General features: G+C 33.9%; 15 protein-coding genes and 1 pseudogene. 4 read left to right on the top strand and 12 right to left on the bottom strand.

Features of this window, described 5'->3' with window-relative positions:
- Positions 1-274 precede the first annotated feature (274 nt).
- The 8 genes and pseudogenes from BK139_RS23185 to BK139_RS23150 form a co-directional block, all read right to left on the bottom strand.
- A complete protein-coding gene (locus tag BK139_RS23185; protein ID WP_076263517.1) occupies positions 275-859 on the bottom strand; it encodes a YolC/YozM family protein in 585 nt (194 codons plus the stop codon).
- A gap of 253 nt (positions 860-1,112) precedes the next feature.
- On the bottom strand, positions 1,113-1,568 hold the full coding sequence (locus tag BK139_RS23180; RefSeq protein WP_076263515.1) for a PaaI family thioesterase: 456 nt from the start codon (positions 1,566-1,568) through the stop codon (positions 1,113-1,115).
- A gap of 35 nt (positions 1,569-1,603) precedes the next feature.
- Positions 1,604-1,936, bottom strand: coding sequence for a branched-chain amino acid transporter permease (locus BK139_RS23175; protein ID WP_076263512.1), 333 nt, complete (start codon positions 1,934-1,936; stop codon positions 1,604-1,606).
- A complete protein-coding gene (gene azlC, locus BK139_RS23170) occupies positions 1,933-2,646 on the bottom strand; it encodes an azaleucine resistance protein AzlC (RefSeq protein WP_217695247.1) in 714 nt (237 codons plus the stop codon). Before azlC ends, BK139_RS23175 begins: the two co-directional genes overlap by 4 nt.
- A gap of 66 nt (positions 2,647-2,712) precedes the next feature.
- Positions 2,713-3,186 (bottom strand): Lrp/AsnC family transcriptional regulator, encoded by a 474-nt coding sequence (locus BK139_RS23165; RefSeq protein ID WP_076263507.1) that lies wholly within the window; start codon positions 3,184-3,186, stop codon positions 2,713-2,715.
- Positions 3,187-3,916: 730 nt separating this feature from the next.
- Positions 3,917-5,211, bottom strand: a pseudogene (locus BK139_RS23160) (IS110 family RNA-guided transposase).
- A 224-nt stretch (positions 5,212-5,435) separates the two neighbouring features.
- Entirely contained in the window at positions 5,436-5,642 is a 207-nt protein-coding gene (locus BK139_RS23155; RefSeq protein WP_076263504.1) for a hypothetical protein, read from the bottom strand.
- Positions 5,643-5,782: 140 nt separating this feature from the next.
- Complete coding sequence (locus BK139_RS23150; protein ID WP_286149103.1) at positions 5,783-6,223, bottom strand: GNAT family N-acetyltransferase; 441 nt, start codon at positions 6,221-6,223, stop codon at positions 5,783-5,785.
- 325 nt (positions 6,224-6,548) lie between these two features.
- On the opposite strand from BK139_RS23150, the gene BK139_RS23145 reads away from it, so the two are divergent.
- Both BK139_RS23145 and BK139_RS23140 read left to right on the top strand, forming a co-directional pair.
- Positions 6,549-7,433 carry a TIGR01777 family oxidoreductase gene (locus BK139_RS23145; RefSeq protein ID WP_076263502.1) on the top strand — a complete coding sequence of 295 codons (885 nt, stop codon included), beginning with the start codon at positions 6,549-6,551 and terminating at the stop codon, positions 7,431-7,433.
- Positions 7,434-7,575: 142 nt separating this feature from the next.
- Positions 7,576-7,893, top strand: coding sequence for a transcriptional regulator (locus BK139_RS23140; RefSeq protein WP_286149102.1), 318 nt, complete (start codon positions 7,576-7,578; stop codon positions 7,891-7,893).
- Positions 7,894-8,120: 227 nt separating this feature from the next.
- Here BK139_RS23140 and BK139_RS23135 read toward each other — a convergent pair whose 3' ends face one another.
- The 4 genes from BK139_RS23135 to BK139_RS23125 form a co-directional block, all read right to left on the bottom strand.
- Positions 8,121-8,432 (bottom strand): DUF5516 domain-containing protein, encoded by a 312-nt coding sequence (locus BK139_RS23135; protein ID WP_076263500.1) that lies wholly within the window; start codon positions 8,430-8,432, stop codon positions 8,121-8,123.
- A gap of 242 nt (positions 8,433-8,674) precedes the next feature.
- Positions 8,675-8,806 (bottom strand): RNA polymerase sigma factor, encoded by a 132-nt coding sequence (locus BK139_RS24510; protein WP_286149101.1) that lies wholly within the window; start codon positions 8,804-8,806, stop codon positions 8,675-8,677.
- Between the two features lie 281 nt (positions 8,807-9,087).
- Positions 9,088-9,522, bottom strand: a complete 435-nt coding sequence (locus tag BK139_RS23130) for a hypothetical protein (RefSeq protein ID WP_139325657.1) — start codon at positions 9,520-9,522, stop codon at positions 9,088-9,090.
- A 223-nt stretch (positions 9,523-9,745) separates the two neighbouring features.
- The gene (locus BK139_RS23125; protein ID WP_076263496.1) at positions 9,746-10,426 is read right to left on the bottom strand and encodes a hypothetical protein; all 681 of its coding nucleotides are present in this window, start codon (positions 10,424-10,426) and stop codon (positions 9,746-9,748) included.
- A 300-nt stretch (positions 10,427-10,726) separates the two neighbouring features.
- Between BK139_RS23125 and BK139_RS23120 the strand changes: the two genes are divergently transcribed.
- Both BK139_RS23120 and BK139_RS23115 read left to right on the top strand, forming a co-directional pair.
- Positions 10,727-10,906: a hypothetical protein gene (locus BK139_RS23120; protein ID WP_076263494.1), complete on the top strand. Its 180-nt coding sequence runs from the start codon at positions 10,727-10,729 to the stop codon at positions 10,904-10,906.
- A 33-nt stretch (positions 10,907-10,939) separates the two neighbouring features.
- Positions 10,940-11,578: a hypothetical protein gene (locus BK139_RS23115; protein ID WP_076263492.1), complete on the top strand. Its 639-nt coding sequence runs from the start codon at positions 10,940-10,942 to the stop codon at positions 11,576-11,578.
- The last annotated feature ends 72 nt before the right edge of the window (positions 11,579-11,650 follow it).

Here is an 11,650-nt window from a genome sequence, read left to right as displayed (position 1 = left end):
AGAAATCGGAAAAGCATATTTTCAGCCGAAGTGTAAAAAGGAAATGAGCAAAAAGTGTAAAATTCGACTTGACGTCTACAATATGTTTCATTAAATTCCACATACTACCAATTATTTGTTAATTTTTAACCTTTTGAATGGCATAATAACCCGATTGTACTTTGAATAAAAAGCCCTTCTCAATTGAGAGGGGCTTAATTTTTATTAGCTATTTTATTAAACTAAAGCACCCGTATAGTTGAATAAGGATAACGACTTTCCTGAGGAAAATCATTCAAACTTTTATTATCTGAATTTCATATGAAATATCTCTTAGTCCTAATGGAAGTTCAGCACCCTTAGTAGCTAAGAAATTTTCTAACTCAGCTTTTAAATCTTCACTGGATCGTTCACTTGTCTCATTAATAATTACTTTTAATACTTGTCCTGGTTTACCATTAGGATAATAAACTTGAACATCATAATAATTTTTTTCCTTTATGTAATCCATTGCAATACCTTCAAGCAACAGCATAGCGTGCTCTGTCTGTACTTCTTTTAAATTTCTCTTCAAAATTTTTATATTGTAGTGGCTTAAATCTGCTTTAGATATGTTTTTCTCTAAATATTCCAGTAGCTCTTGCTCACTGTTTGCTTCGTCCATTTCAATCCGGATTATTGAGTCTGTACCACCTACTTGAGAGTTGAATAAACCATATTCATCAAATGCAGCGTTAATAACAGATGCAATACGGTCATCTCGAGCCTTACCATCATCGTCATCGTTGGTAGAAACGTCGTCTTTGTTGATATAAACATCAGATATTAGAAGTACGACAAATGTTATAATTAAAATAGAAATAGATTTTAACTTTTTCATTATACCCTCCTTTTTAAATTCATTTTACCAAATTACCCCAATCAATTGTTGAACTATCCTGCCCCTTTTTTGGAATAAGAAAAGCCGCCTGGTTATGGCAGCTGATTTTAAACATAAGCACCCGTTAGTTTAAGTGAAAGGTTTCACAAATCTATACATAATAATGTGCTTTCTAGATAAATTGGATGCTGACCTTTAGAAAAAAACAATCAAGCTGGCTAATGGACAGCTTGATTAATGATTATTGCTTAATTTATTCTTGGTTATCAATTTCAATAAAATAATTATCCTTTCGGTAAGATACTGCCTCCATGGTTGCTATCAAATTTTCCTCATGAAAAATCTCAATTCGATAAAATCCCGTTCGAAAGTTTCGTCTTTCCTCGGTTGCACGGGCAACTAAAATATCTCCTGGTTTAGCTGATTCCATAAACTGAATTGTTGTAGATAGCCCCATTGATGTTTTCCCAAATGCATTACATGCTACGGAAAAAGCATGGTCTGCTAAAGCATACATAACAGCCCCATGAACAGTACCATATGCATTTACCATATAGCTTTGCACCTTTATTGTTGCTTCTGCAAATCCTGCTTCAAATTTTGTTAATTGGATACCTAACGAATGAGCATAAGGGTCATTTTTAACGTGATCATAAATTTGTTCATAATGTTTCTCATAAATTTCATACTCATCAATTCTCTTCTTCATTAATATCTACCCCTTATTGGATATTTGAAATATTATTAAAAAACTATTTGCACCAATAACATGTAACAAATCGTTCCACCTGCAATTGAAAGGAGCATATTCTTCTTCCAAATGTGAAGAAGTACAACAATTACCACTCCTAAAATTTCAGGGATACCATGACTTCCAGATAGTAATCTTACATCCTTAAAACAATAAATAACCAAAAGTCCAATTACCGCTGAGGGTAACACCTTCCCGAGAAATTGAACATATTTCGGTGTAGATTTACCCGATGGAAAAAAGATGAATGGAAGGAACCTTGTAATCATGGTGCCTAAAACCACCATTGCAATCGTAATTACCTGCTGCGTTAAACTCATTGTCATATGGAGCTAACCTCAACTTTCTCCATTTGCTTTCTACATAGGGTAAGTACCCCAAGAATAGCAATCATAGCTGGAATAATAAAAAGGGTTCCACCAAAAATGAGCAGACTTAAAGCTGATAGGCCAAGACCTAAAACAGCACTAAGGTGCTTTTTCTCTTTCATCCACTGTTCAACGAAAATTACTACAAAAAGAGCTGTCATTACAAATTCAATTCCTTCTGTATTGAACTGTAGATAGCGACCAAAAACACCGCCAATTGTAGAACCTATAACCCAATATGAATGATTCAACAGAGTGACAAAGAACATAAACCAGCCTTTGTCTACATTTTTCGGAATCGTAACCGTATTGTTAATTGCAAAGGACTCATCACAAAGTCCATAAATTAAGTAAAAATTTTTCTTACCAACACCCCTGTACTTTTCCAACATGGATATACCGTAAAATAAATGCCGAGCATTAACCATCAATGTTAGCAGTAGTGCATTTATTGGATTGAAAGATAATAGCAAAAAATTAGCTGCCACAAACTCCATGGACCCTGCAAAGATTAGCAGACTCATTAAAATCGGATAGATTGCACTAAAACCTAATGAATTCATAAAGATTCCATAAGCAATTCCTAAGAACAAAAATCCTGCCAATATAGGTAATGTAAATGGGAAAGCAGTTCGAAGAGCATTCCAAATTTGATTTTTTTGATTGATCTGGTTATGTTTCCTTAGAGGATCTATATCCAATGATTCCTTTGTTTCAACCAACTTAGTAACCTCCTAAACTTCATCAACTGGTACACTGACAGTCCTTTTTTCTGTACTCATTACCATACTTGTTTCAACTCCACTTATAGCAGGATTCTGCATTAAGGAATCGATAATAAAATTCCGATAACTCTCCATGTCCTTTGCTACAATCTTAAGCATATAATCATGGCTACCTGTAAGAGTGTAGCACTCTTGAACCTGCGGATATTTGTTTATATCCTCTAAAAATGAATGAATAGTTTTCCTATTCAGAGGTGATAAGTTGATAAGAACTATTGCTGTGACTTCGATTCCCAATTTTTTCTCATCAACAATAGTAGTAAACTTCTTTATGATACCTGTTTCGACTAGGTTTTTTGTTCTTCCAAGACAAGCAGATGGTGATAGCCCAATTTTCTTTGATAAATTAAGATTTGATATTGATGCATCTTCCTGCAATTCAGATAAAATTGCCTTATCATGTTCGTCAAGAATATTCATCATTGGTTATCCTCCCAATTAATCTTTTTTGAATTATATTTTCATTTAATTTCATATTAAAGAATTATTACTTTAATATCAACAAATTAATAAAATAAAATTTTTATAAATTTAAGTAATTCAGAATAAAGTTCATTTTGTTTTTCTGATTATATAAACAAAGTGTTTTATTTTCCTCCTCAACTTGAATCACACTTATAAAGGGCAGCAACCATCTTTTTCACTATTAAATGAGATCTAAGGAAAAACCAAAAACCCTATCAATTCGGCGAAACAATTCTAGATATTCAATTATTACTTTTTAAACTAAACTCCCTCAATAAAAGAAGCGAAAACACTTATTTACTCTTGTTTTCTTAGAATTTCATAGTTATTTACCTTTCGGTAACTCACTTTATAAATGGAGGATCTTCACTTGAAAGGATATTTTTGGACAGAGTGAGAAAAAAGAGTTAGAACCCACTAACCAATCCCTTAAAGAAAATGGTGGATGAGTAAAAATATAACCGCACTGGTGGATGTCCACATTTACTCATGGAGGTCAACCCTCCCATGTCTCACAGAGTCTTCGCTCTCAAATTCCTTCGTCCAACCTTTCCATGAGGTGGATGTCAGCCATGCTGCCCCACAGGGTCCAAGCCCGTAATTTAGTTGCTTTGCCGACTAATCCGTGCTTCAAATGTCTCCAAAACTATAAAAGCAAGAACTACTACTTATCTAATCTAAACCAAAGTTAAGCTGCCATTTCCGTCTTCTTTGTTACTGCCAAATGAGGGATGTCCTTTAGCATCTTTTCCTCATTAAAATCAAATTGCTTTTTTCCTATACTGAAGAAAATCCGAATTAGTTTATTACACAAAGCAATCAGGGACTGCATCTTCTTTAAATGATTATCCGGACGTTGAGTATAGTAAGCATGTAATGCTTTAAATGCAGAATTTTTGGCGACGAGAATCATACAGACCCTGAATAACAGTGCCCTGAGTTTCTTTCGGCCTCTTTTTGTGATGGTCGTTTTTCCTTTGTGCTTGCCGGATGTATTTTCTTTTAAGCTTAAGCCGGCCAGCTTGATAATCTGCCTTGGATGATTGTATTCACCTAAATCTCCTACTTCCGCAAAGAAGCCGGCAATTGTATCCCTGCCTACACCTTTTATCGCTAACATTTGTTGTACACCTGGTATTTCATCAAGCTGGCTGTCTATTTTGGCGTCCAATTCTTCGAATTGTAACTGAATTAATTCATACTTAGCCAGAATGGTTTTTAGCTCCAGCCTGGCCATTTCAGCACCTTGTCGAAGTCCGATGGACTGGCTAGCTGCCTGTTTTAATTCGCGGATCTTGTTTAATCCAACACTCCTAGATACGGACTTTCTCAAATGGACGAGTAGTTCTTCTTCGGTGAATACAGCTATTTCATGTGGCAAGGCATAGAGCTTTAAGAATTGTAAAGCAGCCTTACCTTCCCATTTCTTAAAAACCTTGAGGTATTCGGAAAATACCGGTCAATCCAGTTGTGCACCTGTCCTTGGACCGTTTGTAGGTCTTCAGTTAAAAGATCGCGTATTTTCTTTGCCACACGGAGTTCTGCATAAACACCTTGCGGTATTGTTGGTTCGGCGTATCTTCCATCCTTGACCAGCTGGGCTATGACCTAGGCATCTTTCACATCATTTTTGGTGGGTGAGTTATCATCCAACTCTTTGCTTTTCTTGACGTGCAACGGGTTTACTGCGACAAACTTTATCCCATTTTCTTTTAAGATATGGGCCAGATTAAACCAATAGTGGCCTGTTGGAGCCCTGCCAACCATCACTTTACTCATACGCTGTTCTTTTTTGATTTCCGAAATCCATTTAAGAAAGTTTTCAAATCCATCTTTTGTATTTTCAAATTGACACGGGGATCCAAACTCCATTCCCCTGAAATCCTGGGCACGAGCCACATGTTTGAATTTCGCAATATCGACTCCTATAATAAGAGTTTGAGAAGTGATTTGAGCAATCTTCTTATTCTGGTTATAATTCATTGTAAAGCCCTCCTGGTGTTTGAGATTTTTGTCCTTTTTGCTTGCCGGCTTCAGGACTCTCTCATTCTACCAAGAGGTTATTTTTTTGTTCAAACTCCATTTTCATTCATTACAGGAATGCTGCCCCGTTTGTTCAATAAGAAAAAAGCTGCCTGGTTCGGCAGCTGTTCTTAAATATTAGCCCTTTAGTGCAATATTAATATTTTTCTCGTTTGTTATCTGTACTAACGGTTGTCCTTGTTAATAACTATACTAAAAGAAATATTGAGTTTATCCCAAACCCAAGCTTGAAAAATTCTTTCTATTTCTATTTTTAATGCTTCATTATCCAAATTCTCATCAATACCTAATTCTTTAAAATTAAATGTTTCTGTCGCCACTGTACCTTCATATTTTGTGCTTCTGAATGAAAAAGTAACTGTCTTATCCAATTTGATTTAACCCTACCTCAACCTGCATAATTTAGCCTTTAATTACAGTTTACAATATTTCCTTCTTCTTTCACTAACCTGCCCCGTTTGTTGCATAAGAAAAAGGCACCCGGCCTGACGCAGCATTACCCTTTGTTAAATCACAACATTTTTCTAAATGAATAGCACCATTTATCATAATCTAATTTGTCTTCGTAAAAACGATGAGCATTGTTTCGCTGTATACCAGATTCTAATGCCACATATTCAGCACCATTATCCTTTGCCCAATTATGTATAAATATTAATAATTTCTCTCCAAATCCATATGATCGGTATGCTTTATCTGTTACCAAGTCACATATATATACGTGACGTTTATTATAAAAGTTAACTCTCCAACTTAAGCCAGCTAAGGATACAATTCGATTATCTTTATATAGAGCATATAAAAAATACCCATCTTTCCTCATTTCTTCAAGTAAGTCCAGATATGCCTTTTCAGTCAAATCAGTTCGTAACTGATGCATAATCGGAAAGGCTTCTAACCATTGTTTCTTGTCTGTTAGCTCTTGTATTGTTTCAACTTCTGAATTATTCACATTAACGCTCCTTAAAATTATTATATTATTAATATTTAATTCAATTTTGAACTCCATAATTCCTTTTTCAATAAACCTGCCCCGTTAGTTGAACAAACAAAAAACAAAAAAATATATCGTAAACTTAGATAACCTAATGATCAGCTGCTAATCGGGCAGCTTTTTCTTTTTAAGTCAAAGGGACTGTTTAGTTGATAATTAAAGTTTAAAAACAATTAAAAATAAACGTTATACTAAAAGAAAGGTGGGAGGGTTATGGAAAAAAAGTTTTTTTGATGGACATCTTAAATAAAAGCTGATTAATATAGCAGATTGGAGCTTTTACATGAAAAAAGTAGTTTTAGCAGGAGGAACAGGCTTTATTGGTGAATATTTCAAGAATAGATTTAAGGAATTAGGATATGAGGTACATATCATATCAAGACAAAAGCAGCATATTTCTTGGGAGGATAAATTGAGTATTCAAGAGGCGTTAGAAGATGCTGAAATTCTAATCAATCTTGCTGGGAAATCTGTGAATTGTCGATACAATGAAGCAAATAAGAATGAAATAATGAATTCAAGAATAAGGACAACAACATTGCTTGGAGAGTCTATACTGCAGTGCAATAATCCACCTGCAATTTGGATGAATTCCAGTACAGCAACTATTTATCGGCACGCAGAAGATCGTCCGATGACTGAAGAAAAAGGAGAGATTGGTTCAGGATTCTCGGTTAATGTGGCAACAGCCTGGGAACAAACCTTCTTTTCTTTTGCATTACCAAAAACAAGACAAATCGCCTTACGAATAGCTATTGTATTAGGTAAGGATGGCGGTGTTATAACACCTTTTCGGAATTTAGTGAAGTTTGGACTTGGAGGTATTCAGGGAACTGGAACCCAAAAGTTTAGTTGGATACATATTGACGATTTGTTTCAAATCGTTCTCTTTTTGAAAGATAAAGAAGAACTAAGTGGTGTTTTTAATTGTTCTTCACCACATCCAGTCAGTAATCGTGAATTAATGAAAGAACTTAGAAAAACGCTGAATGTTCCATTCGGTTTACCTTCGCCCAAATGGATGCTGGAGATTGGTTCATTGCTAATTAAAACAGAAACAGAGTTGGTGTTAAAAAGTCGATGGGTTCTGCCAGAGCGGTTAGAACGTGAAGGTTACAACTTTACCTTTAAAACAATTGATAAGACCTTGCAAGACATTCTAAAATAAGGAAATGTTTTCTTAATTAAGATTGTGAAGGGGTAACCTTATAGTATCTAAAAGCCACTGCCCTCCTACTTGTACGCTTGTCCATCTCCATAATTGCCATCTCTATTCTAAAATCATTTACAGTTTTCATATTAATAATAGAATGGAGGTTTTAAACTGTGCTAAAGAGTTTGGGGCAAAGAATAAGAAATTTGCGGAAAGAAAAGGTATGACATTAAATGCTTATGCCAAGCAACTTGGGGCAACTGCTGGTTATTTAAGCAATCAAGAAACAGAAAAAACAGAAACCATCCCCTTATCACTCTTGGAAACACTGCAAAAAGAATTTGCCATTTTTCCAGTTGTGTCATCCGAGAAAGAAGATGTTCATCTCACTGATCGTTTTTCAAGTATTCAGCAGCAATATCTCGTTAGTACCCTTAAATCCAGAAGTGGCCGAATATCTTCTTTCATCTTTTGAGAATGGCATTGTTTACTTTTTAAAGGAGAAAGAATAGAACGTTTTACGCTCTATTCTTTTGTTTTAATTGCATTTCAAGAGTCTTTTTTACTTTAGTAAAATTACTAGAATTATTACCCTCGTGCCGAACTCTTCATAAGCGTTACTATCCCATTACCGTACCATTAGAATACGGTGTATTCATTCTCCCAAAAGTGTGTGAAACGCCTTGGCACATAAGGGACAAGCTATTTTTTGTCGCCTAAACTTTTCGGCAAAGGGATAGTGGTGGGATCAAATTTAATTTTTGCAAACTTTCCAACATTCCATGCTCCCCATGAAACCAAGCCAACACCTAAAATTCCAAGACTTTTCTTTTCTTTAGAAGTAAAAGTATATCGTAAGCCTTCTGCTAAATGTGGTCTAGTGTACCCAGACTTTATTAAGTCATTTACATCATCGGGTGACAGCAAAACACCTTCAACATATTGATATCCTTTAGAAATAAGTTCTCTACTTTCTGCATCTGATATTAGTTTGCCGTTTTTCAACCAAGCCATATTTTTACCTCTTTTCGAGCAGATATTTATTAAATTCTGTAAACTTTATCAATACTTAAAATTTTATCGAAAGGAGTAAGAAAAGTAAATTGCTTACAATTGCCATGATTAATTATATCTAATGTTTTATGTACCCGTTTGCTTCTAAAAAATCACTATTGAATATATCCCATTCGTTTGCATATCCTCTTCAACAACTCACACTATGTTATTAGATGATTTATAAACAGTTGAGTATTCTTTCAAGGATTATCTTCGTTTTTCACATATAAATAAGCCATACGAAAAAGTTTGTTCTTTTCAGTTTTAATTAATTCTTCAAATGCTTTTTCGTCACCTCTTATTGCCTTCTTAAGATTTTTTTCAACGGTCATTCAATCACCTCTTTTTCTAAACGTTAGACATTTTAGGATACAAAAACGTTTCATAAAAATTCACAAAAGGAGAAATTTTAGTTGCTGCTTTTCCGAATGTGGACAGCCGTTTTATGCTGTAATAGGAAGAAATTAAATAGATGGGCGTAAGTTCTAAAATTTCGGGGGATTATTTATAAATATTATTACTCGAATAACGTTAGTTTGGCATATAATAATAGAGAGGGCACCATTTCCCCTCTCATAATCCATGGGTTCACTTCATTTGAACCTAGCTAGTCTTATTTCCACGTGGAGACAGCGGTGTCCCACGAGTATTCAGAAATTTGTAATGTCTTTCGTAAAGTCTCTATTTTTTCTTTTGCATACTCTTCTGAGACGATAAATTCCGCAGTTCCAGAGCAATATCCTGGTTCATTTCTTTCGTAATTAAATTGTAGAACTTGTACTTTTTTATCGTCACACAAAAACTCTCGAAATTCAACATCAACAAACCACTCTTGGCCTTGAATAATAGACTCATCTTTCATTTTAGGCACTATCCACATTTTCGTAGGAATTGGTCTTTTAGTTGAAATGATTGCAGCTGGTTCACTCCGTAAATTATAGATCTTCCCCCCAGAAACACCTAAAACATATCCACCATTAGTCTGATATACTTCCAGATAAATCCCTCCCTTATATTTCAAAGTAAGTTTAACTTTTAATGCATCCAAAAAATCTAACAATTTGTTACAAAATTTCAAATTTTTATAAATAACGCTTATATCATAGAGCTAAAAAAATGTACGTTAGTTCTCTTGCTCCTCCATTCATTGCAGCAATTTTCACAAGGTAATGATACTTTATTATAAATCTCTGTATAATTTAATTGTTTATAATTAACCGAAATTACTGGGAAAATACACTTAAGTGGTTTCTCCTTTAAAAATTTTATATTTATTTACAAGGTTGGAATGCAATCGATTTTGATTGAAACATTTTTTCTCGAAATTCATAATTGATAACAACACTTCCAACGAAACTGGCAGGAGATATCTGTCCAGCAACATTTACAGTTAGTTGATCATCGTTGACTTCATAATCAATAATACTTCCAAAACCTATGTCATCAAATAAGTTTTCGGGTTGAATTTCTAAAGGGGTGATATCAACTGAGCACTTCTTGTCATTTATTATGACTTCAGCGTTCTTAGCTGTTAACTTAGTTTTTACGTTCTTATTAATAATTGCTAAAGGATTATCCACAAGTATTTCATTTACGTTTAAATGATTATTCAGTGTTTCATAAACATAAACATCTTCCCATAAGGCACCTGTACCATACCCCCTCGTCAAGATAATAACTAACTCTTTTTTCTGGTCTTTGTTTATGTCTTTGTAAATAATTTGTGGTGCATAGGAAGGGTTTGTTACACCAATCCAAAAAGGCTTTGAAAAAATTGCACCCTTGAAACTAACTTTAAAACCTCTAAATAAGCCATTCATTTTCTGGGCGTATAAGGTGATATCCTCTTCGTCGTTCCTACTAACTATTTCATATCCTTTAATCACTGCTCCTGCACTGATGGGAGGAATCATAAGAAGAACTATTAACATTAATCCAATATATACTTTCATAAGAAACACCTCATTTTATTGTTCCTAACATAAGTTCCTTTTATCAAAACCTACAGTTTTTTTTGAACCTGCCTGGTCGGCACTAAAAACATCAGTTTGTTGAGACTCATCCATAAGTCGGATTAAACCCAATTCCATATAATGGTATAATAATTATGATGAAATATTATGTTGAAAAGTAATCCCCCTCTCCATTTGCAATAATTGGAAATTTTGTTATACTAATATTTGTAACGTTACAAATATTTACAAAAAAGGGGTTTTGTGTAATTTAAATACTATTAATAAGGAGTTTACATTATGAAAAGATCTACTAAACTTACTATTGTCTTTTTTATTATCATTGGTGCTTTCATGTTTAATTTTTCTTCCGAAACTATTAGTGAAAATACACTTAATATCATTAATAACATTGGAATGGTCATATTTTTACTTTTCATCGGGATTATGGTTTTTGATGCTTTTAGAAAAGAAAAATAGAATTCAATATTATAAACTTAGGAGAGGGTTTACATGAAAAAATATATTTCATCATTAATTGTTTTTTTACTTGTTTTATCGACTCTAATACCAATAAAAAGTGCAAATGCACATGAAAATAATGGAACTAATGATTCTCTTCAAAGTAATCTGAGTAATGAATCCCTAGAAGATGTTGAGTTTGAAACTATCGAGAATAATGATAGTGTAGGTATTATCGAAGTTACTTATGATGATGGCTCAACAAGTATATCTGAATACAATAAAGAATCAGGAGAAGTTTTTTTTGATGGGGAATTAGTAGCTACCTTAACAGAAGAAAATGCTATAGAAGAAAATAATTCAGGTACTATTACACCATTTGCTTCATATAAAACATATAATATAGGTGATTCAAGTAATGGTTCAGGAGTATATGCATACAAATATAGTAAAACTTTTAGTTTGACTGTTTCCTCTGCAGCAACGGTTGTTGCAATCGCTGCTACCTTAGCACAAGCGTTCCTTGAAAAAAAACCAAATCAAAAAGCAGCAGCCCTTGTATCCGCCGCTGCTGGCTTAATAGCACTTGCTACTACAGGTTATACTTTTAAAATAAAGTATACACATACTAAAGACAGTAAAAAAAGTTATAGATATATGGATTGGCTCATGATTTATAAAGGTGTGTAGACGTCAAGTCGAATTTTACACTTTTTGCTCATTTCCTTTTTACACTTCGGCTGAAAATATGCTTTTCCGATT

The organism is Paenibacillus sp. FSL R5-0490, assembly GCF_001956215.1.
Taxonomy (GTDB): domain Bacteria; phylum Bacillota; class Bacilli; order Bacillales; family Cytobacillaceae; genus Cytobacillus.
The sequence above is the reverse complement of the archived record's forward strand: the minus strand, read 5'-3'. Positions and strand labels throughout refer to the sequence as shown.

What these genes read in the sequence shown, in the direction of transcription:
- BK139_RS23185 (WP_076263517.1), bottom strand. Translation starts at nt 859, where the DNA reads ATGAAAAAGTTAAAATCTATTTCTATTTTAATTATAACATTTGTCGTA.
- BK139_RS23180 (WP_076263515.1), bottom strand. Translation starts at nt 1,568, where the DNA reads ATGAAGAAGAGAATTGATGAGTATGAAATTTATGAGAAACATTATGAA.
- BK139_RS23175 (WP_076263512.1), bottom strand. Translation starts at nt 1,936, where the DNA reads ATGACAATGAGTTTAACGCAGCAGGTAATTACGATTGCAATGGTGGTT.
- BK139_RS23165 (WP_076263507.1), bottom strand. Translation starts at nt 3,186, where the DNA reads ATGATGAATATTCTTGACGAACATGATAAGGCAATTTTATCTGAATTG.
- BK139_RS23145 (WP_076263502.1), top strand. Translation starts at nt 6,549, where the DNA reads ATGAAAAAAGTAGTTTTAGCAGGAGGAACAGGCTTTATTGGTGAATAT.
- BK139_RS23140 (WP_286149102.1), top strand. Translation starts at nt 7,576, where the DNA reads ATGGAGGTTTTAAACTGTGCTAAAGAGTTTGGGGCAAAGAATAAGAAA.
- BK139_RS23135 (WP_076263500.1), bottom strand. Translation starts at nt 8,432, where the DNA reads ATGGCTTGGTTGAAAAACGGCAAACTAATATCAGATGCAGAAAGTAGA.
- BK139_RS24510 (WP_286149101.1), bottom strand. Translation starts at nt 8,806, where the DNA reads ATGACCGTTGAAAAAAATCTTAAGAAGGCAATAAGAGGTGACGAAAAA.
- BK139_RS23125 (WP_076263496.1), bottom strand. Translation starts at nt 10,426, where the DNA reads ATGAAAGTATATATTGGATTAATGTTAATAGTTCTTCTTATGATTCCT.
- BK139_RS23120 (WP_076263494.1), top strand. Translation starts at nt 10,727, where the DNA reads ATGAAAAGATCTACTAAACTTACTATTGTCTTTTTTATTATCATTGGT.
- BK139_RS23115 (WP_076263492.1), top strand. Translation starts at nt 10,940, where the DNA reads ATGAAAAAATATATTTCATCATTAATTGTTTTTTTACTTGTTTTATCG.